Source organism: Celeribacter arenosi (assembly GCF_039539485.1).
GTDB classification, from domain to species: Bacteria; Pseudomonadota; Alphaproteobacteria; order Rhodobacterales; family Rhodobacteraceae; genus Celeribacter; species Celeribacter arenosi.
In genome coordinates, this window is sequence record NZ_BAABDF010000007.1 from 435,396 (window position 1) to 455,475 (window position 20,080).

Below are 20,080 nucleotides of genomic sequence, written 5' to 3' on the forward strand. Positions count from 1 at the left end.
AGACAGTTGATCGGTTTGGATCGTTGCGCGTCGATTACTCGACAGGGCATGCTCCATCGGAGGGTGCATCAGGCGCCCAGCATGGTGCACCGGTTTCTTCCATGATCGCGGCCAGTTGGCCTTTTTGATCATCGAGAACCGCGCGGATGTCCTGACGGGCCAAAACGATACGTTCGAAGGCATCGACAAAGACGCGGTTGAAGTCGCCGCCTTTGTCACCAAGTCCCGCGGGCAACAGGCCCGGGTTGGCATCGGCAGAGCCACTCATTTTAGCAACGGCTGCACCAGCGGCCTGAACAGAGGCCGGCAGATCGTCTGGCAGATCAACGTCGACAACGGGGAAGAAGTTCGTCGCACGCAGTGTTTCGATCTGTGTTTCCGGTTTCAGCATATAGGCGACCAATGCTTTGGCAGCGTCCATGTCAGGTGCTGTGCGCGGGATTGCGACACCGGCGAGAACCGGCATAAAGCCGCGCCCGGTTGGACCTGCAGGGGCAGGGAAAGCCACGAAATCATCCGGCATGTCGTTAAACGCCTGCGCCAGACGGGATGTGTGGTCAAAAACGATCCACGCTTCGCCCGAAATCAACTGTTCCTGCATGAAGGAGAAGTTGGTCGAGGCAGGGTTCGTGTGCTCCCAGAGTTCGCGGAACTTTTCCCATGCGACAACGGCTTCATCGGACGCAAAGGTGCGCACAACGCCATTGGTGTAGGAGGGGTACAGGTAGCCTTGGAAAAAGCGGTGCTTCAGACCCTTTGGTCCGGCTGGAAAGCCGAACTTTGGCTCGCCTGTGGCTTCGTGTACGTTTGCGGACCACTCGATCAACTGGTCGTAGGAAAGCGCGTCGATGTCTGCACCGTCGGGCAGATATTCCAGGGCCTTCTTACTGGCCGCCATAATATAGCTCGCCTGCATCCACGGGATGTACTGGAGCGAGTCGGTGCCAAGTTTTGCGAGATTGTTGAACGTATCGCTGGCCGAGGTGACGCCAAGGTCGCCGAGATCAACCAGATCATCGGGGTTCATTGCGGAGAAGTCGCCATGCAACCCGCCCAGCAATCCAATCGAGCCGGATCCGGCCTGCAGTTCGGCGTTAAGACGCGTGAGCCACGGGCCACCGTCGTTTGGTTGGTAATCCACGGCATCTCCAAATCCGGAGAGGACCTGTTCACGCATTGCTTGCGCTTCTTCGACGGGCTTGGCCTGCGTCGACCAGAAAAGGACATCGGCCTGTGCTGCGACAGCCGAACACATAATGGCTAGGCCGGACACGGGTCCGGCGATTTTGGAAAGTAGGGTCATGTTTCCTCCCAGAAATTTTATTCGAGGCCAGCCTCCCTGCCGACGCCCGTCTTAACCTTTGGCCAATCGAATTTTTCATCGGTTGGCTTTACAGGGACATGAGGATCGATTGCCGTTGCGGCAAGCTGCGAATCCCCCGCCCACTTCACAAGATTGGTATAACGATATACCATGTGTCAATTGAGAATTGCGGGCTAGGCACTCACGCGAAGCATGCGAAAGGTCGAAAAATTTTATCGCCCCATTGAATCCAAAGCGGAAATCGCGCAGTTCTCGCGGGGTTAAGGGGACCACAGCTCAGGAGAGACGATGTCGCGTAAGCCAACATTAGGCACAGTGGCCAAGGAAGCCGGGGTTTCGATTCCCACGGTTTCTCAGGTCTTGCGGGGCACGGGGCGCATTTCCGAGAGCACCCGCGACAAGGTTCTGCGCGCGGCAAAAAAGCTGCACTATGTTCCCGATTTTCGCGCCGCTGCCATGCGATCCGGCGAAAACCGCGAGATCGGTTTTGTCATCAACCAACTCTCGAACCCTTTTAATGCGGAAGTTGTCAGCGGGGTCGTCGACCTGCTCGAGACCGAGGGCTACATGGTCTCGATCCTCGACACGCGCGACGATGCACAGCGTCAAACCAGCCAACTCGAAGCGGTTATCAAACACGGGCGGGGCGGACTTCTATGGGTGCCGGCCTTTGATACGCCGACCGAGACTTTCGACCTTCTCGCCGCGCATAAAATGCCGACGGTCACCTTTCTGCGGCAGGTGAACGAGACCTTCGATCACGTTGGTATCCGCAATGCGGAAGCGACCCGCAAAGCGACGGAATACCTTGCTGATTTAGGGCATCGTCACATTGCGTATCTGGGCGGCACAGACATGACGATCGTGCGCAGTGAGCGAATCGAAGGATACAAACGCGCGGTATCCGAACGCGCATTGGGCCCCTGTATTCTATGGGACTCCATGGACAATAAACTCGCCGGACTGGAAGCGATGCAGGCGCTCCTGCGCGCGCATCCGGAAGTCACGGCGGTGGTATGTAACGGAGATATGGTTGCGATCGGCGCCTGTCTGGCGCTGTCGCGATCCGGCCAGCGCCCCGGAGGCGATGTTTCGGTTATCGGCTTTGACAACATTCAGGACGCGGCCGTATCCACCCCGGCTCTCACCACCATGGGCGTGTCGCCAAACAAACTCGGCCAGATCCTCGCGCAGGTTATCCTGCGACGCATTCACAATCCTGAAATGCCTTTGACCGTGTCCGAGATTTCGGCCGAATTGATTGTGCGGGAATCCACCGGCGCTCCGTCGCCGCGATAGCAAAGTCTGCGCGGCTATTGTCCAATACTATTGTTCAATCCGCCCATTTTAAACTGCAGCGGTTGGATGAATTGCGTGTCCTAAATCAGGTTATTTATACCTGCCGGATTGGAATGGCATCTCATTATACATTCTAATTTGTAACTGAACGGCCTCTCGATTGGGCGTTTTGGCTGCGTTTTTGCAAAAATTTAGGCAAAACGACCAAGGGATCCGCAAACTAGGGCCTCATAACCATCCAAAATGACTATCCTATTCGTGTGAGAGCTGAATAGGTGAATTCCCACAAGGGGAGCAAAACGTATTTCGCCGGCGGCTTTTTCTGGCTGTTCGATGCGCGGACAGGTCAACAGGGAAAAGGAAACGAAATGACAACAAAACTAATAGTCGGCCTCGACGGAACGGCGTCAGGGGACAAGGCACTCGCCTTTGCAAGCGAACTTGCTTCGCTGATCGGCGACTGTGAGTTGGTGATCACATATGTGATCGAATGGTCCCCCTATTCTTTCCAGACTGCGGAAGAAAACGCGTTGCGTCACAAGCGGCGCGAAGAAGAGATTTCGACAGCAAGATCGCGGATCGTCGATCCGGCTGTGAAGTCGATGACTGATGCCGGCGTGAAGGCCAAAGGCGTTGTGCGTCACGGAGATGTAGCGGACACGCTCATCGCCGTTTGCGAAGAGCAGGGTGGCCGGCAGATCATTGTTTGCCGCTCCTCAGAGGGCGGTTTCGCCAAGCGCTTTTTCGGTAGCGCGACGTCGAACCTCGTCATGAGTGCAACCGTGCCTGTCACTGTCATCGCTTAGGGAAAGCAAGATCATGAAACTCATCAAAAACGCACTCCTTGCCGCACCGGGCCTCATGCTCGCGTTGCCGGCCTATGCCCAAACGGCGATGACGCTGGATGAAAAGGTCAATTCGGCCTTTGCCAAGTTCACCGGCCCGTTCGTCAGCCTGATTTTTGCACCCCTACCGGGGACAAGTTTTCCGTGGATCGTGTTGTGGCTCGTTGTGGCGGCAACGATTTTCACCGTGTATTTCGCCTTCGTGCAGTTCCGCTACTTTGGCCATGCAATTTCATTGGTCAAAGGCGACTATTCGGATCCCAATGATGCCGGCGAGGTCAGCCACTTTCAGGCGCTGACGACCGCTTTGTCCGGCACCGTGGGCCTAGGCAACATCGCAGGTGTTGCAGTTGCTGTTGGCATCGGCGGGCCGGGCGCAACATTCTGGATGATCCTTGCGGGTCTGCTCGGGATGGCGTCCAAATTCACCGAATGTACCCTCGGCGTGAAGTACCGCAACGAATACGCCGATGGATCGGTTTCGGGCGGCCCGATGTACTATATCTCCAAGGGGTTCGCGGAACGTGGCCTGCCCGGTGGGAAATTCCTCGCCGTTCTTTTTGCGATCTTCTGTATCCTCGGTGCGCTCGGTGGCGGGAATATGTTCCAGGCCAATCAGGCACATGCGCAGATTTCAGGCATCGTGGGCGATTACCCGGGTTGGATTACGGGCATAATTTTCGCGGCTGTGGTCTTTGCGGTCATCGTCGGCGGGATCAAATCCATCGCCAACGTGACGGAGAAGGTCGTTCCCTTCATGGGCATTCTCTATGTCGGTGCGGCCCTGATCATCCTGATCGTCAACTACGATAAAATCGGTTGGGCATTTGGCCAGATCTTTACGGGCGCCTTTACCGGTCTGGGGATTGCGGGCGGCTTTGTCGGCGCGCTTATTCAGGGGTTCAAGCGGGCAGCGTTTTCGAACGAGGCCGGTGTTGGCTCTGCGGCTATCGCCCACTCGGCCGTGCGGACAAATGAGCCTATTACAGAGGGTTTCGTGTCCCTGTTGGAGCCGCTTATCGATACGGTAGTGATCTGTACAATGACGGCTTTGGTGATCACGATTTCGGGTCAGTTGATCTCTGATCCAACGACGGGCCTCTATGTCCTTGATGGAAGCGCGATTGCCACCGTCGACGGCAATAGTGGCGTTGCGCTCACCTCTGCGGCATTTGCATCGGGTATCAGCTGGTTCCCCTATGTGTTGGCAGTCGCGGTTGTTCTCTTTGCCTTTTCGACGATGATTTCATGGTCCTACTACGGCCTGAAAGCATGGACCTACCTGTTCGGCGAAGGCAAAACATCCGAACTGATCTTCAAAGTGATCTTTTGCGTCTTTGTGGTCATCGGTGCCGCCGCCAGCCTTGGCCCGGTCATCGACTTCTCGGATGCCGCGATCTTTGCCATGGCGGTGGTGAATATCACCGGCCTCTACTTCCTGATGTCGATCGTTCGCAAGGAGATGAAATCCTACAGCGCGCGCCTCGCATCTGGTGAAATCAAACGATTCAAACACTAAGCAAAAATGGCGTAAGGCGGGATGCCGCCTTACGCCTCAACGACCCGATACGGTCGGTTCTCAATTGTCTCTCAGTCGACCTGAGCCAAAAGGCTCGCATTCCCACCCGCGGCTGTTGTGTCGACACAGATATGGCGCTCGATGCGGCACAGCGCGGCCAAATTCGTGCCGCTCGCCAAGGGAATGATCTTCCCCTCTCGTGCAGCCAGGGCCTCGCGCAGGGGGCGCAACGCCTCATCGGTCGCGTCAGACACGACCAAATCAAAGCCCTCAAGCGTTGTCAGAGCCGCCGCGTCTATAACACCTGAAACACCTTCCTGTGGCGAAAGCTCCGGCGCGACGCAGACCGCCGCGCAGCCGTTTTCCTGTGCAATCCGCATCTGTTCCAACGCCCCTTCGCGCGTTGGTCCCAAACACAACACCGTGCCCCGCCCGTATTCTGACAATCGGTTTGATTCCCCTGTGGGGCCCGGCAAAGAGGCGGATGACAGTCGCACGCCCGCGGGTTCCGCGGATGCCAGGAGACGCGCAACGTCGGCCTCCTTCGCGATGGGTCCATCGGTGACCGGAACGACGGTGCGTTCTGTTTTTGTAAAGCGATGGATATAGGACGGTCCGCCTGCCTTGGGCCCCGTTCCCGACAGTCCTTCACCACCAAAGGGTTGAGAGCCAACAATCGCGCCGATCTGGTTGCGGTTGATGTATTGGTTGCCCACCTGCAGGCGGCTCGTCACTTGTTCGATGCGATCATCGATGCGTGAATGCATGCCAAAAGTTAGGCCATATCCGGTCGCATTAATTGCATCGACGACGTCATCCAACTCTTCCGAGCCGAAAGTTGCAACATGTAGAACAGGGCCGAAAATCTCATGCTTGAGATCTGCAATGCCGTCAACTTTGATTACCGTTGGCGCGACAAAACTGCCGCGCTCGGGCAGAGCGTCACAGACCTTTAGAATCCGACCGGAATCGCGCGCCGCATCGATGTGGTCGAGAATGGTCGCGCGCGCCGCCTCGTCGATGACCGGTCCGACGTCAGTCTGCAGCGACCATGGATCGCCCAGCACCAGTTCATCCATGGCCCCAAAAAGCATCTCCAGAAACGGTTTGGCAACGTCGTCTTGAACATACAGCATCCTGAGCGCCGAACAGCGTTGTCCGGCCGATTGAAAGGCCGACGTAACGATGTCACGGATCGCCTGTTCGGGCAGGGCGGTGCTGTCGACGATCATGGCGTTGATCCCGCCGGTTTCTGCGATCAAGGGCGCGGTCGGGGACAGGTTTGCAGCCATTGCGCGATTGATCGACATCGCGGTGGCCGTCGAGCCGGTGAAGCAAACGCCGTCAATGCGGGGGTTCGATGTCAGTTGCGCTCCGACCTGCGACCCTGTGCCCACAACCAACTGTAGGCTGGCGGTGGGCACTCCGGCACGGTGCAAAAGTTCAACGGCGAGTGAGGCGACAATGGATGTGGACTCGGCAGGCTTCGCGAGAACCCCGTTACCCGCAGCCAAAGCCGCCGAAATCTGACCTGTGAAGATCGCCAAAGGAAAATTCCACGGCGAAATACATGTGAAAACTCCGCAGGGCGGCGCAGTTAGCTCAGTTGCGCGCGCCGCGTAGTACCGCAGGAAATCGACCGCTTCGCGCAGCTCGGCCACCGCATCACGCGGTGTCTTTCCTGCTTCACGTGTCAAAACGGCAAAAAGCTCACCGAAATTCTCTTCATAGAGATCAGCGGCCTTGTTGAGGACTTGCGCGCGGGTCGCTGCATTTTCACCCCAGGCGCGCGAGGCGCCTATTGCGGCGTTGACCTCGGCTTCGCCTGCGAATGTGACGGTGCCCACGATGTCGTCGGGATTGGCGGGGTTGCGGACGTCGTGTTCTGGCCCGGATGTTTCCCCTGCAACAACGATGCTCGATGCCTTCCATCGACGGTCCTGAAAATGTGCGCGCGCGGCATCGAAAGCGTCAATATCCACAACATCGCTGAGATCCCAACCTGTGGAATTGGGCCGTTCGGGCGCGTATAGGTCAATTGGCAGACGCACAGGGCTTTGGGCCACATCGACCATGCCAAACGGGTCCTGTGCGATCCGCTCAGCGGGAACGGCGTCATCCACAATCTGGTTTACAAACGAGCTGTTCGCACCGTTCTCCAACAGCCTGCGAACCAGATAGGCCAAGAGGTCGTGATGTGCACCAACAGGCGCATAAATCCGGCATCGCGTCCCGTTTCGCTTCATGACGATATCGTGGAGCGCCTCGCCCATGCCGTGAAGTCTCTGAAATTCAAAGGCGCGTAGGTCCGTCGCCATTTCGAGGATCGCGGCAACCGAGTGGGCGTTATGCGTGGCAAACTGCGGATAGATCCGGTCGCTCATTTCCAATAGCTTTTTCGCGCAGCAAACATAGGCAACATCCGTTGCCGATTTGCGGGTGAAAACCGGATACCCCGACAGACCTTCAACCTGTGCACGTTTGATTTCCGTGTCCCAATAGGCCCCTTTAACCAATCGCACCATGATTTTTCGGTCGTGATTTCGGGCTAGAGCATAAAGCCAATCGATCACCTTTCCGGCGCGTTTTCCGTAGGCTTGAACGACGACCCCGAACCCGTCCCATCCAGCCAAAGAGGGGTCACTCAGCACCGCTTCGATCACATCCAGAGACAGGTCGAGCCGGTTGGCTTCTTCGGCGTCGATGTTGAACCCCATCTTTGCGTCACGCGCCTGACGCGCCAGTTCCAAGGTGCGCGCGACAAGTTCGGTCATAACTCTGTCGCGCTGGCCGGTTTCATACCGCGGGTGGAGTGCAGATAGTTTCACCGAAATGCCCGGGTTCTCGCGGATATCGTCGGATTTGCACTGCGTTGAAAGTCTGGCGATGGCTTGAGCATAGGCGCGGTGAAAACTCGTGGCATCGCGCGCCGTCAGGGCGGCCTCCCCGAGCATGTCATAGGAAAACGTATACCCACGCGCCGCCTTTTTGCGACCGTTGTCGAAGGCCTCATCAATCGTGCGTCCCAACACAAACTGCGCCCCCATCACCTTCATTGCGCGGCCGACAGCCGTTCTGATGATCGGTTCCCCTAGGCGCTTCACGGCAGATCTCAGCGTCGTTGCGACGCGTGGGCCGTCTTGCAGGACCTTACCGGTCAGCATCAGCGCCCATGTCGAGGCGTTCACCAGAGACGAGCTCGATTTACCCAAATGTGCGCCCCAGGCAGAGGGGGCAATCTTGTCTTCGATCAGCTCATCAATTGTATCCGTGTCGGGGACCCGCAAAAGCGCCTCGGCCAGACACATCAATGCAATTCCCTCATCCGTCGACAGGCCGTATTCTGCGAGGAACAATTCCATCAGTCCCGGATTCGCGTCGGCGCGAATGGCACGGACCAATTCAGCAGCGCGCGTTGATGCCCTCTGACGCGTCGCCTCATCCGGTGCGCAACTGCGCAATTGATCTAGAACCGCGTTTTCGTCGCGAAGTGTGTTGGAGCGGATGTCGGACCGTATTTGATTGAGAACCTGCATAGCAGTGCCTTCGTTGGATATGTGTCGCTCTATAAATAGCATGACCGGATCGGTCGGTGTGACCAAAGCACATCAAAGATGGCGGCAATAAATCTATTGATCCGGCCGTTTTTTGTGACATATGCTCCGATCTATGGACAAATATAGCCAACTTGACCGATACGATAATGCAATTCTTGAAGCGCTTAGTCGCGATGGAAGGCTTCCTGTGACGGAGCTTTCGCGTTTGGTGGGGTTGTCGAAGACCCCCTGTCAGCTGCGACTAAAGCGGCTGCAGACCGAGGGCTATATCACCGGATTTCGCGCTGTTTTGAACCACGCAAAGCTTAGTCGCGACCACGTGGCCTTTGTCGAGGTCAAGCTGACAGATACCACGGAACGGGCACTGGAAACCTTTAACGACGCGGTGCGCAAAGTTACAGAAATTGAGCAATGTCATATGATTGCCGGTTCGTATGACTACCTGCTGAAAGTCCGCACGTCAGACATCAGCCGCTATCGGCAGGTGCTTGGCGAAAAGATTTCGACTTTGCCCCACGTTGGAAATACCTCGACGCATGTCTCCATGCAGGCCGTCAAAGACGGCGCGATTTAGGGGCATGTTGCGCGGGTTGTCGTGTTCGAAAATGGGTGGGATGCGCGCGGGGCACGCGAAACGCGTTCCTATGGCGAGTTAGGGCGAACAACGTTGCCATAGGGTGCCCCGAACGCGGGCTCTATTTTGATTCTCACCTCACCAAGAATTCGCAGGAGTGAGGTTAGACCAAAGGTGCAGAAATTGTGCCCGGCTCGCAAGGAGGTTGCGAGTGCCGAGACAGGTTTGCGCGTCGCGCGCGTCGCCAGCGAACAGAAATACCATACAACCCGATGCTGATGTAGCTCACCTGGATCAGGAAGGAAGCCAGGTTAAAAGCGCCAGCCAGCCCAATGAGGACGCAGCTGGCGGCTACCACTTGGTTGATGGAAAAGATAATACTGTTACCACAAAGCCTTCCAGCTTGGATCGCTGAAAAAGCACCAACATAGAGCATGAAACCGAACACGCCGATTGCCTGCAGTGCATTGGGATATGCCCGGAGATTCTCAACAAGTTCTACCATTTACACTACCCTAACTTCAGTAGATCGAGCCTATGGAAATGGATGGAGCCCGTCATACCCCAGATAGGGTAAAACGCTCTGTCACTTCAAAAAAGACTCGACGATTTTCAGGACATCCGGCCAGTGACGGAAAAAAATCAGTTGGCCGGCATCTTCGTAGACTCGATAGTCGATCCAATCGTGGTCGATTTCGAATTCCTGCAGCGATTCTCGTGGAACTTGCGGGTCATCGGTCCCGTTCATAAAAATGACAGGCAGGCGCCCTTTCAAAGCATCGACATCGGCGGACCAATCGCCGTTCTGGCGGCCGAGCAGCATACGAGAAAAGCTTTCATGCGCGGAATGGGTCGTGGACAGGGCGACTTCTGATCCGGTGACCATGGATTCAAAAACCTCGGGGTTTTCAAATGTTTCTACATCTGCGGGGGAGCTTCCGTAGACGGCATGCACAAATCCGCGCTTGCCGATTTTGCGCGCCAGGAGGAAGCCGGCTTTGACCATAAAAGGGAGCAAGTGGGGCGTATACTTCGCACCGGCGAGAATGAAGCGATGCCATTTTTCCATACGCTCGAATTGTTCGCGCCGCGTCATTGGCAGGACACCCGCGCAAGCGATCAGAGCCGTGAACATGTCGGGGCGGCGCAGGGCCAGTTGCATCCCATAGAATGAGTCACTGCCCATCGAAATGATCGGGCAGCGCTCGACCTTTTCCGTTTCAAGTATCTGCAGGACATCTTCGACCATCGCGTCGTCGAAGTTTTCGGCTTTCGCGATCATGTCCGACTGACCATAGCCCGCTCTCACCGGAACGATAACGCGCCAGCCGCGCTTTGCAGCCTCGGCTTCGGCAGAGGCGGGCCAGCGGACGAGGCCATAATCCAACGGAAGGAACAGGATGGGGATCCCTTTGGGGGCGCCCAAGATCAGATAGTCCAACCGGCGTCCATCAGGCGTTGTAATGCTTTGAAACGGAATAGATTCTAGCGAACCGTTCCCTTTGCTGACCAAACGTGGCTCGACCTGAGTATCCAATGTCAGGTTCGCCATATCCATCACCGACAGGGCCAGCCGCACCAATTCAACCTGAGAATGGGTTTCGGTCTTGGACAAAATGGATTTGATTTGAGCGCGCACGGTATCGATCGAGCGGCCCCGTTGAACGGCGATATCACTCACGGAACAGCACTCGACCAGACTCTTAACGACGCCCGTTTCCGCACCCGTCAGGCTAAAGGCGCGGCGGAGAATGTCGTTGAACCCCTCCGGCCAGCCAACTTCGCTGGAAGCCGCAAGGACCAAGGGCACGCCTCCCGCGGTTTGGCATCGTTGCAAGCGCAGGACCACAAAATGGCCTCGTGTCAACGAACGCACCCTCAGGACGGCGGTGTCCTGTCCGGTGCTGGCAAGCAACGAGCGGACTGTGCCACCAATGGCCTTGATATCCTCATAGTTCACAGCGAGGTCGGTCAGTTTGGAGTTCACCCCGAGTGAGAGACGTTCGGTCGCGGCCGAGTTCGCGGCCCGTACTTTGAGACAGTCGTCGAGGACAAATGCGGACACTTTGCCGAAGGGTGCAAGAATGCCCTGAATTCCGTCGCCATCCCGGCCTACGTCAATCCGGTCCAGAAATTCGCCGGCCCGATGAAAATGCCCGGCAATCATTGGATCATCCAGAAGGCGGGGGGCCGAAAAATCTGCCTGTGCCCTCAACGGGCGAACCGCACTTTCCCATTTGTCCAACAAGGTTTCGTACCGTTCCGGATCGAGTGCGACGTCATACAACCGATCAATCGCTTCGTTGCGATCTTGGTCGGACATGTCGACATGTGGATGCGCGCGCTCGGAGTCCATCAATCTTCCTCGTGTTCCATTGCCCAAAAGGTATCAGAGAAGAAACGTGTCGAAAGGTAAGGTTTCCCTTAGGTTAATCATGGTGCGCAGGGTTTTCACCCGCGATTAACAGGATAAGCATCTGACGTAGATGCATAAATTTTAAGACGCCTTTGGGCTGCGACGGCGAGTCAATGCATGATAACCAGACCTTCCAGGCCGCTCATGCGCCGAACTAGGACGAGATAAACACAAGCTGCACTCTCATCGGGCCCGTAATCTTCGAGAAAAAGGCGGCGAGGAAGATATTGGCCCCTCGGAACCTAGGGTCGAAAATCTGTTTATGTTCCTGAATCTGACCATAGTTCTGTTCTGAAATCGCCAAATTTTTCTCAGAGAATTCTATCAAGGCGTTATTGTAATGACATAGATTTCAACATGAACTTCAACCTCAGAAATGACGTAAGGTGCTGTAGTTTACGCGAAAGTGTGTACGATGATTAGATTAATTATCCGAGCATTTTTCGGCGGTGGACAGCAAAGTAGAAAGCGAACGTATCCGCCACCTTCAAGGCCGAGCGCTCCGGCTCAGTCTTTCACCTCGACGCCAACATACAAGCCGATTTATCGCACACCTGCGCCAAAGCCGTCAGTACAGGTGGAGGAACCGCAGCCTGCGACAATTACTGGAAAGTGTTACGTCGTAGACGGCGACACAATCAGAATTGGCAAAGTCAGCTTGCGGTTGGCCGGAATTGATGCGCCAGAACTTGAGCATCCGTGGGGCCAAAAGGCAAAGTGGGAATTGGTCAAACTATGCAAAGGTCAAACAATTACTGCTGAGCTTGAGCCGAGCATCTCCTATGACCGGGTTGTCGCAACCTGTTTTCTTCCCGACGGGCGAGACCTCAGCGCAGAAATGGTCAAGGCAGGACTGGCGCTTGATTGGCCCAAATTTTCGGGCGGGAAATATGCGAAACTTGAACCTGAAGGCGTCCGTAAAAAGCACTGGAAAGCGGCGGCGAGGCAGCGAGGCCACATGAGTGTTTTTCACAAGTGACAGCCAAGTCGACCAAGAGTGTCCATTTGTTTTCTATTTGAATGCTATATTGCTGCTTCGCTAATCACCAATTGGCCCTCGAAGGGGAAGTTGTGATTTTTCTTTGCGGAAATAGTGTCGCCAAAACTCGCACATAAAACGCTCAAACTTTTGTAGAAGAAATCCACGACAAGGTGCTCCGCGAGATCACAGTCCAACGCGCCGAGGGTTATCGGGAAATGCGCTAAGGTGACGTTCGGGGCGGCTTTTCTCTCGGCCATCGCAAGCAGAATGCGAAAAGGATCAATCGGCCTCTTGGCAGAGTAAACACTTCGCTGCCGACCCGCTACACAAAGCCGGTTCGTGACGCGAAAAGGGGTTAACGGGAAACGCGCGTAGGCCAAAAAACAACTGCTTTGAGGATTGTCCGACAGCGTTGAGAACGCGTATTTTTGCATGAGCTTTTGCCGTGCCCTGGGCATGGAGGTGGCGGAGGTCGAGATTGCTGACTTTGAAGACGTGCGGAGCCTTGTCGTGACGCGGTTCGATCGGCGTTGGACCAAGGATGGTCGCTTGATCCGCCTCCCGCAGGAAGACTTTTGCCAAGCGCTCTCAGTCCCGCCCAGCCAGAAATACCAAATGGATGGTGGGCCTGGGATCACCGAAGGGATCGGGTTGCTGGCGGGCAGTGATGAACCCGAGGCAGATCAACGCGCCTTCTTGCGCGCGCAGGTGCTGTTTTGGCTGTTGGGGGCGACAGATGGGCATGCGAAGAATTTCAGCATTGCATTGCGCCCTGGTGGTTTCCGTATGTCCCCGCTTTATGACGTGCTGAGCGCAAAAAAAGGCGCGGATGACGGTCAAATTCGCCAGAACCGGATGCGCCTCGCGATGGGCGTCGACGGACACTACCGGATCAATGAGGTAGTGCCGCGCCATTTACCGCAGGCTGCAAAGGCGGCTGGTTTTGGAGTGGCGCTGGCTGAAGAAGTCTTGTCGGTCATCGCGGCAGAACTTGAACCCGCCCTGGACAAGACACTAGCAGACCTGCTGGATGGGTTTCCACTGCCTCTGGCGGAAGCCATTGCCGCTGGCATACGACGCCGGGCGATTGCCTTTCATGCCGTATGATCCGCAGATCATATTTCCGCTTTATGGTCAGTAGATCATATTTGCTGCGAGCAATCTGCAGGCCCATTACAGGAGTTGCAGCGTTTTAGGCCAGCTTTGACGGGCCAGTCCAGAAATTGACGGCCAAACTCAGATCCTCAACGCCGTATTTCTGACTGTTGAACATAATCAGGCAGCCGTGTCAGGCGCGGTGCAAGCCCCGCTTCAACAAGAAAATTCCCCTGCGCCAGCGCATTCCTCGCGAGGCAATTTTCCCGCTGGCATCCTCTTGGTGCCCGACTTGGCCATGTACATCGAAACACTCAAAGTGAGGGTTGAAAATTGGCTACGCAAACTCTGAAACTGAACGTCAAATCCGGCGAAAAAGATGGCAAGAACTTCTGGGACCACTGCGGTGTCTTCTTCGTCAACACCGACGACAGCGGCAACACCTCGTCGATCAACGTCAAACACAGCATGTTCCGAGACGTCGAGATGGTCGCCTTCCCGCGCCGCGATGACGATCCAGTCACCGAATGACTGCGGTGCCGGGGCGGGTAACCCGCCCTGGATAACCCCGAAGTTAGGTGTGGATCGCTGCCAATTGGACTTCGACAAGCATCCGATGTCGCTTCAGTGCAACTCTTCAGACCGGACTTTCGCTGCAAGTGCAAATCCGGCAGTTGGGGGAACTGGTGCTTTGCGGGACTTTGCTGCCGTTTGATTGGCGGGTTTGAATGCCTGCTTGACCGTCAGTTCCGCCATTCAAAAATGTCAGCCAAAGCTGTCCCGTGATGGATTTGACAGGTTAATCATTAATTTCAGAAACTTAAGCGAAGCCGTGTGCACTATGTGTGCAACGCGAGATCGCCTTCTGGCGCGCTTTAGCGGGCGCTTGGCAGGTGTGCGGAATTGGTTGAACTGAAGCGCATCGGATCCTGAGCGGCATAGAGAGCTAACCAACCATGCAACAGGACGTCGTCATTTGTGCCGCGGCGCATAGACCCAGAATTCAGTTAATTGAACGATGGCTAGGGGTAGGGGGAGTTGCGGCCCTAGCTAGCCGGCATCAGGGGACGCTTAAACAAGAGACTGATCCGACTGTCCGCTGACCGACGCTCTATTCTGGTTCCCCGTCTCGCGCAAAACGCTTTGGCTCAGCGATCCTACCTGGGCCGACCATGTGCCTGTAGCGACAGATGCGGGACTGACGATCAAGGCCTATCCTTACTTCCGCGCCAGCGATCGCGGTCTCGATTTTGAAGGAATGATATCCTACTTGGTTGCGCATGCGCAGCCCGGTGACACAATTCTTCTCCATGCCTGCTGTCACAACCCCACTGGTGTGGATTTGTCAATCGAACAATGGCCAAAACCTGACTCCTTTCGTTGTTGATCGCAAGCTGCTGCCGTTTGTTGACTGCGCGTGTCAGGGTTTGGGCGATGGTATGGAAGAAGACGTGGCCGGCCTGTGTATCTTCGCGGGATCGGTTCGCGAAATGTTTAACGCGAGTTCGTTTTCCAAGAGTTTTCCTGTCTACAGAGAGAGGACTGGTGCGTTGACGCTGGTCACACATACACCAGAACATCTTGGACAAGCTCAGGCTGTCGCCGGAACGGTAACTCGGTCCAGTTCCTCAATGCCTCCAAGTCATGGCGCACGGATCGTTGCAACCGTGCTGGACGATGCGGAACTGCGAGCGGATTGGACGGCTGAACTGGATGATATGCGCAAACGCATTGCGCTCATGCGACAGATCTTGCGCCAGAAGCTGGAAGATCGACAAGTCGCGCAGGACCTCGCCTTCTTGACGGACCAGAAGCGAATGTTCTCATACACTGGATTCACGGAGAAACAGGTTGAGACTCTTCGAGCGGATTTTGGCATCTACACGGCGCGAGACGGTCGGATCGATGCAGCCGGATTGTCGGAAGCTAATCTTGATGCTGCCACAGAGGGCTTTGCCGCCGTGATGCGGATCTAGGGTCATCACATCTATTATGTCAGGTCGAGTTTTTCCTCGAGGACATGTTCGGCAAGATGATTGATGTGCTTTGCACAAATGGCTTGCGCCTTTGAGACGTCTTGCATCGTGCAGGCGTTCAGCATTTCGGTATGTTCTTGCATTGACCTATCTAGCTGGATTCCAGTGATCGTGAACAGGTGGGTCCGCAGCGCCATTAGAGGACCGATCGTGGTCTCATAGACTTTGATCATCGAGGTGTTGTTGCTTTGGGCGATGATGGTGCGGTGAAAGGATAGATCGCCAAGCGAATATCGTTTGGTGTCGGAAGCTTTAATGGCGCTTTCCATCAGGTCGATACCCTCGCGCATGCCTTTCAGCAACGCTTTATGGTTCCGCTCGATTGAGAGTTTCAGGCACGCAGTTTCAAGGATAATGCGATGCTCACACAGGTCTCGGGTGATGCGTGCATCGGGCGAAAATACGAAGGACCCGCGTTTAGGTAAAACCCGAACAAGCCCTTCGATTTGCAACAACACCAAAGCTTCGCGGACAGGGGAGCGGCTGACCTGAAGTTGGTCGGCCAGTTTTTGTTCGGACAGTTTGGTGCCGAGCGGGAACGATCCAAGAATGATCGCCTCCCGGATGCGCTCGGCGACGAGCTCGGTCACAGATTTCTGCGGTGAAATAGGGTCCATGTACCTACGTTTCAAATAGGGGTCAGGGGGCAAAAGTGCATACTACCATGGTAGATGTCAATTGACAGGCCCTCTGGTGTGTAACATGGTAGTTCTAGGGGTGTGATTTTTGAGCACTCTGGAGCGACGGGGGGAGTGGGTGTGGTCACCGAATTGAAGTCACTTACGCAGGACGACCTGCTGTCAGGCTGTGCTGAGATTGTCGGTGCGGCGCACGTGATGTCTGGCGCCACCGATGTGTCGGCGCCTTATTGCAAGGATTGGACGGGGCAATACGCGGGGATCCCGCTGGCAGTCGTGCGGCCCAAAAGCACTCAAGAGGTGGCCGATATTGTCCGACTATGTTGCGCCCATGGTGTGTCCATCGTGCCGTCCGGTGGCCGCACTGGCCTCTGCGGCGGCGGCGTACCCGTCAGCGACGACACGAGCATTATTCTGTCGCTGGAACGGATGAATACGATCCGAAATTTGGACGCGGACGGGCGCTGCATGACGGTTGAGGCGGGTGTCGTACTGCAAACAGCCCAAGACCGCGCCCGTGAGGATGGTTTGGTGTTTCCTCTGACCTTCGGTGCGCAAGGCAGCGCAGTGATTGGTGGGGCGCTTTCGACCAATGCAGGTGGATCGAACGTCGTAAGATACGGGACAACTCGCGAGCTTTGCATTGGCATCGAGGCAGTACTGCCGGACGGGTCGATCATCAACGCGTTGACCGGATTGCGCAAGGACAACACGGGCTACGATCTGAAGGATCTGTTGATTGGAGCCGAAGGAACATTGGGCATCATCACGGCTGCTGTCTTCAAGCTGTCTCCGATGCCAGTCACCCGCACCACCGGTTTTTTGTCCCTCGCGTCGCTCAGCGATGCGCCGCGCGTACTCAACGCTTTGCAGGACCGCACTGGGGGCGGGGTTGAGGCCTATGAATACATGCCCGCCGCTGCCGTGGAGGTGATCTGCCGCGAATTTCCGAAAATCCGCCGCCCGCTGGACGCCCTAGCCGAAACGGGTTTATTTTTCGAAGTCGCTTCAAGCCGTAAAGACGATGCCGAAGCAGGGGAAGACGGTGAAACGCGTTTGCAGCGTCTGGTGTTTGCCGCCCTTGAGCAACTTATGGAAGAAGGCGTCATCATCGACGCGATGATCGCTCAGTCCGAGCAACAGCGCCTTGATCTTTGGGGCATGCGCGAGTCGATCCTCGAGGCGATTACGGCCAATGGCTCTGCCTATCACACAGATATCTCACTACCCCTCGCTGCGATTGCCGAATTTGTCACGACCATGGATGTGGCGGTAGCCGAAATGGGGTTCCAACCTATAACCGTTGGGCATCTGGGTGATGGCAACCTGCACTATGCTCTAAGCGCGGCAGAGGGTCAGGATTGGGCGGCTTTGCCGCTGGATCAGGCCAAGCAGCAGATATTCGCACTGCTGACGCGTCTGAACGGATCGTTTTCGGCGGAACACGGGATCGGCCAAAGCAAACTGGATGTGATGCGCAAGCTCAAGCAGCCAAGCCAGTTGGTAGCAATGCGCGCAATCAAGCGGGCGCTGGATCCAGAAGGGTTGATGAACCCCGGGAAGTTCATCCCTGAAACCAACGATGCCGCACAGAAGACCTAACAGCTTTTTCGGGAGGAGAGACAATGAAACATATTATTGCCAGAGGGTTAGGCGTGACACTTGCCATGGGTTTGGCGATGCCCGCCAGTGCGCAGGCGCTCTTTGACGGGTGCCCATCGGACCAGATTATGGCGAAGTTTGCAGAGTTCGGTCGCACGGGGCAGATGCCCCCTGATCTGGGCCGTTGGCTCAGCACGCCTGATGCGCAATATGTTGAGCCGTGGTCACCCTTCGACAATGTTGATTTCGTCGGTGTTTGCTGGGTTTCGGCTTGGCTTGTGCACACAGACGACGGCACCGTTCTGATCGACACGCTGTATGGCCCGTTCACCCCACTGTTGCTGGAGAACATTGCCAAGACTGGTACCGATCTGGGAGAGATCAAATACGTCCTGATGACCCACGGGCATTTTGACCACGTCGCGGGCGCAGCAGCGCTCAAGCCACTCTTGGCGAATGCAACGTTCGTGATGACGCAGGAGGGCTGGGACGAGGCGGTGGACTCCTCCAAAGCATCGCAAGGAGGGCGCCGCGCGTGGGACATGATCGAGCCGGAAATGGTTGTGGCCGATGGCGACGAGATCACCTTGGGTGAAAATAAGTTCACCGTTCTGGAGACGCCCGGCCACACATGGGGCACCGCCTCCTACATGTATGATGTGAAAGACGGTGATCAGACCCATCGTGCTATCACCATCGGTGGTTTGGGCCTGAACGCCATCGAAGGCCCGCCACAGGTAGAGGCCTTTATCGAAAGCCTTGACCGTGTGCGTGCGCTGACAGAGGCGAACGACATTGGCATCGACGTGCATCTGACCACACATGGCTTTTCAAATGGCCTTGATGAGGATCGTCAGGCCATGGCCGAACGGAGTGCTGGCGAGCCCAATGTGATGGTCGATCCAAACGGACTTGTGACCCAGATCGAAGGCTTGCGCGCAGGCGCGGTAGAACGCCTGGCCGTTGAACAAAACAAGTAACTGAGCGACGCATAAAAGGCGAGATATCGAAGAAATTACCGCCAACTCAAGGGGCTTTCTGCCGCTGCCTTGATTGCGTCAAGCGCGCTTGTGACGGACCGGACTGGGAGCCGGGCAAGACCATCATGATTGAGGTCGGTTTTTGGGGCCGGGGGGCAACCGACACAATGGGCCGGATTCTGGCCAAAGCTCTCAATGAGCAGACCGGCTGGAACATCATCGTGGAGAACCGGTGTGGCGGTAGCGGTGAGGCGATGTTTGCGAGCCTTTCGCAGCGGCCAGCAAATAATCACACCATCAGCATGGGCGTCGGTAATCCGGTGCTGGTTCAATTGGTTCAACCCGGTGAGGAGCTGCCGTTCGACGTCGACAGTTTTGATTTTCTCGGCACCATCGCCAAAGCGGAACTCGCATTGGTGGCGAGTGCGGATGAGCTGGCGCGCAGATCTCACATAAAAATAGTAGCCGCAAAGCCCCATCAACCAAACCCAGCTAGACACTCCAAACGTGCCATGTGGCTCAATCCAGAGGGGCTGGAACAAGCCTGTGATCTGTTGCGTCTATCAATTTGTCAGCCTTGGTTCCGCGCGAGACGCAACCCAACTGCGAACGCTTGTTTCATGGTGCAGCAATTGTCTGGGCCTCCGACAGCTGCAATGAACTCTTGTTGGATAATCTGGCGATGCCGCGCGGGGGTAGATTGGGCGACGACATATCAAAACCGGCACCTTCAAGCCGCTTGATCACCGTCTCCGGTGCTACACCCAATGCAGGCGCCAAAGTGGCGAGTTTGTTGGTGAAGACCTGTTCAGCAAAAGCGGACTGCGGCGGTCCGCCTGCTGCGCTATGGGTGTCCACCATGAAGAATGGCAGCGACAGTGCCGTGGCCACGACAAAGGCGATCATAATTGGCGCACGCCTGAAATAGGTGACCATAGGCCGCCAGTTTTTCCAAAGGTGTAGCGCAAATGGAAAAATCAGGACAATGCTCAGCCATTCGTGAATCCCTTGCCAAGCCTGCCCCCCTATGTGGAAAAAGAGCGCCAGCCCCGACACTAAAGAGACGATGAAAAAAGACGTGATCATCGGGGTTGCGTATTTGTTCAAGGTGGAAAACACCGTATTGCCCAGTATTCGAATGCGTCGTTCCAACGTTATGCGTTCCACAGCCATGTTTCCGTCGCGCGCGCTCAAAGAGTATTCAGCGCCGAAA

Annotated in this window: 19 protein-coding genes; 11 read left to right on the forward strand and 8 right to left on the reverse strand. The window is 56.0% G+C overall.

Annotated elements, in window-relative coordinates:
• Positions 1–34: 34 nt before the first annotated feature.
• A complete protein-coding gene (locus ABD815_RS09725) occupies positions 35–1,303 on the reverse strand; it encodes an extracellular solute-binding protein (RefSeq protein ID WP_344846755.1) in 1,269 nt (422 codons plus the stop codon).
• 309 nt (positions 1,304–1,612) lie between these two features.
• Between ABD815_RS09725 and ABD815_RS09730 the strand changes: the two genes are divergently transcribed.
• From ABD815_RS09730 to ABD815_RS09740, 3 genes are all read left to right on the forward strand, one after another.
• A complete protein-coding gene (locus ABD815_RS09730) occupies positions 1,613–2,623 on the forward strand; it encodes a LacI family DNA-binding transcriptional regulator (protein WP_344846757.1) in 1,011 nt (336 codons plus the stop codon).
• 368 nt (positions 2,624–2,991) lie between these two features.
• On the forward strand, positions 2,992–3,429 hold the full coding sequence (locus ABD815_RS09735) for a universal stress protein (protein WP_344846759.1): 438 nt from the start codon (positions 2,992–2,994) through the stop codon (positions 3,427–3,429).
• 13 nt (positions 3,430–3,442) lie between these two features.
• Entirely contained in the window at positions 3,443–4,987 is a 1,545-nt protein-coding gene (locus ABD815_RS09740; protein ID WP_344846761.1) for an alanine/glycine:cation symporter family protein, read from the forward strand.
• 71 nt (positions 4,988–5,058) lie between these two features.
• Here the strand turns inward: ABD815_RS09740 and putA are convergent, their stop codons facing one another.
• Positions 5,059–8,523, reverse strand: a complete 3,465-nt coding sequence (gene putA, locus ABD815_RS09745) for a bifunctional proline dehydrogenase/L-glutamate gamma-semialdehyde dehydrogenase PutA (protein WP_344846763.1) — start codon at positions 8,521–8,523, stop codon at positions 5,059–5,061.
• 133 nt (positions 8,524–8,656) lie between these two features.
• On the opposite strand from putA, the gene ABD815_RS09750 reads away from it, so the two are divergent.
• A complete protein-coding gene (locus tag ABD815_RS09750) occupies positions 8,657–9,118 on the forward strand; it encodes an Lrp/AsnC family transcriptional regulator (protein ID WP_344846765.1) in 462 nt (153 codons plus the stop codon).
• 163 nt (positions 9,119–9,281) lie between these two features.
• On the opposite strand, the gene ABD815_RS09755 is transcribed toward ABD815_RS09750, so the two are convergent.
• Complete coding sequence (locus ABD815_RS09755) at positions 9,282–9,623, reverse strand: CBU_0592 family membrane protein (RefSeq protein WP_344846767.1); 342 nt, start codon at positions 9,621–9,623, stop codon at positions 9,282–9,284.
• Between the two features lie 81 nt (positions 9,624–9,704).
• A complete protein-coding gene (locus ABD815_RS09760) occupies positions 9,705–11,474 on the reverse strand; it encodes a bifunctional helix-turn-helix transcriptional regulator/alpha/beta hydrolase (protein ID WP_344846769.1) in 1,770 nt (589 codons plus the stop codon).
• 475 nt (positions 11,475–11,949) lie between these two features.
• On the opposite strand from ABD815_RS09760, the gene ABD815_RS09765 reads away from it, so the two are divergent.
• Positions 11,950–12,513 carry a thermonuclease family protein gene (locus tag ABD815_RS09765; protein WP_344846771.1) on the forward strand — a complete coding sequence of 188 codons (564 nt, stop codon included), beginning with the start codon at positions 11,950–11,952 and terminating at the stop codon, positions 12,511–12,513.
• A gap of 44 nt (positions 12,514–12,557) precedes the next feature.
• On the opposite strand, the gene ABD815_RS09770 is transcribed toward ABD815_RS09765, so the two are convergent.
• The gene (locus tag ABD815_RS09770) at positions 12,558–12,950 is read right to left on the reverse strand and encodes a hypothetical protein (RefSeq protein ID WP_344846773.1); all 393 of its coding nucleotides are present in this window, start codon (positions 12,948–12,950) and stop codon (positions 12,558–12,560) included.
• Between the two features lie 22 nt (positions 12,951–12,972).
• On the opposite strand from ABD815_RS09770, the gene ABD815_RS09775 reads away from it, so the two are divergent.
• From ABD815_RS09775 to ABD815_RS09785, 4 genes are all read left to right on the forward strand, one after another.
• Positions 12,973–13,623, forward strand: a complete 651-nt coding sequence (locus ABD815_RS09775) for a HipA domain-containing protein (RefSeq protein ID WP_344846775.1) — start codon at positions 12,973–12,975, stop codon at positions 13,621–13,623.
• A gap of 321 nt (positions 13,624–13,944) precedes the next feature.
• Positions 13,945–14,142, forward strand: coding sequence for a hypothetical protein (locus tag ABD815_RS09780; RefSeq protein WP_344846777.1), 198 nt, complete (start codon positions 13,945–13,947; stop codon positions 14,140–14,142).
• Between the two features lie 643 nt (positions 14,143–14,785).
• Positions 14,786–14,998 carry an aminotransferase class I/II-fold pyridoxal phosphate-dependent enzyme gene (locus tag ABD815_RS15120; protein WP_425549853.1) on the forward strand — a complete coding sequence of 71 codons (213 nt, stop codon included), beginning with the start codon at positions 14,786–14,788 and terminating at the stop codon, positions 14,996–14,998.
• Complete coding sequence (locus ABD815_RS09785) at positions 14,904–15,587, forward strand: aminotransferase class I/II-fold pyridoxal phosphate-dependent enzyme (RefSeq protein WP_344846778.1); 684 nt, start codon at positions 14,904–14,906, stop codon at positions 15,585–15,587. Before ABD815_RS15120 ends, ABD815_RS09785 begins: the two co-directional genes overlap by 95 nt.
• Positions 15,588–15,601: 14 nt before the next feature.
• Here the strand turns inward: ABD815_RS09785 and ABD815_RS09790 are convergent, their stop codons facing one another.
• Positions 15,602–16,237: a GntR family transcriptional regulator gene (locus ABD815_RS09790; protein ID WP_344846780.1), complete on the reverse strand. Its 636-nt coding sequence runs from the start codon at positions 16,235–16,237 to the stop codon at positions 15,602–15,604.
• A 168-nt stretch (positions 16,238–16,405) separates the two neighbouring features.
• On the opposite strand from ABD815_RS09790, the gene ABD815_RS09795 reads away from it, so the two are divergent.
• Positions 16,406–17,887 carry an FAD-binding oxidoreductase gene (locus ABD815_RS09795; RefSeq protein ID WP_344846782.1) on the forward strand — a complete coding sequence of 494 codons (1,482 nt, stop codon included), beginning with the start codon at positions 16,406–16,408 and terminating at the stop codon, positions 17,885–17,887.
• 23 nt (positions 17,888–17,910) lie between these two features.
• On the forward strand, positions 17,911–18,867 hold the full coding sequence (locus ABD815_RS09800; RefSeq protein WP_344846784.1) for an MBL fold metallo-hydrolase: 957 nt from the start codon (positions 17,911–17,913) through the stop codon (positions 18,865–18,867).
• Positions 18,868–18,902: 35 nt separating this feature from the next.
• On the opposite strand, the gene ABD815_RS09805 is transcribed toward ABD815_RS09800, so the two are convergent.
• Together ABD815_RS09805 and ABD815_RS09810 are read right to left on the reverse strand one after the other, a co-directional pair.
• Positions 18,903–19,409: a hypothetical protein gene (locus tag ABD815_RS09805; RefSeq protein ID WP_344846786.1), complete on the reverse strand. Its 507-nt coding sequence runs from the start codon at positions 19,407–19,409 to the stop codon at positions 18,903–18,905.
• Positions 19,410–19,485: 76 nt separating this feature from the next.
• On the reverse strand, positions 19,486–20,061 hold the full coding sequence (locus ABD815_RS09810) for a DUF4405 domain-containing protein (RefSeq protein ID WP_344846789.1): 576 nt from the start codon (positions 20,059–20,061) through the stop codon (positions 19,486–19,488).
• Positions 20,062–20,080: the final 19 nt, after the last annotated feature.

Excerpts from the sequence above, each read along its gene's own strand:
- ABD815_RS09725 (WP_344846755.1), bottom strand. The coding sequence starts at position 1,303 with ATGACCCTACTTTCCAAAATCGCCGGACCCGTGTCCGGCCTAGCCATT.
- ABD815_RS09730 (WP_344846757.1), top strand. The coding sequence starts at position 1,613 with ATGTCGCGTAAGCCAACATTAGGCACAGTGGCCAAGGAAGCCGGGGTT.
- ABD815_RS09735 (WP_344846759.1), top strand. The coding sequence starts at position 2,992 with ATGACAACAAAACTAATAGTCGGCCTCGACGGAACGGCGTCAGGGGAC.
- ABD815_RS09740 (WP_344846761.1), top strand. The coding sequence starts at position 3,443 with ATGAAACTCATCAAAAACGCACTCCTTGCCGCACCGGGCCTCATGCTC.
- putA (WP_344846763.1), bottom strand. The coding sequence starts at position 8,523 with ATGCAGGTTCTCAATCAAATACGGTCCGACATCCGCTCCAACACACTT.
- ABD815_RS09750 (WP_344846765.1), top strand. The coding sequence starts at position 8,657 with ATGGACAAATATAGCCAACTTGACCGATACGATAATGCAATTCTTGAA.
- ABD815_RS09755 (WP_344846767.1), bottom strand. The coding sequence starts at position 9,623 with ATGGTAGAACTTGTTGAGAATCTCCGGGCATATCCCAATGCACTGCAG.
- ABD815_RS09760 (WP_344846769.1), bottom strand. The coding sequence starts at position 11,474 with ATGGACTCCGAGCGCGCGCATCCACATGTCGACATGTCCGACCAAGAT.
- ABD815_RS09765 (WP_344846771.1), top strand. The coding sequence starts at position 11,950 with ATGATTAGATTAATTATCCGAGCATTTTTCGGCGGTGGACAGCAAAGT.
- ABD815_RS09770 (WP_344846773.1), bottom strand. The coding sequence starts at position 12,950 with ATGCAAAAATACGCGTTCTCAACGCTGTCGGACAATCCTCAAAGCAGT.
- ABD815_RS09775 (WP_344846775.1), top strand. The coding sequence starts at position 12,973 with ATGGAGGTGGCGGAGGTCGAGATTGCTGACTTTGAAGACGTGCGGAGC.
- ABD815_RS09800 (WP_344846784.1), top strand. The coding sequence starts at position 17,911 with ATGAAACATATTATTGCCAGAGGGTTAGGCGTGACACTTGCCATGGGT.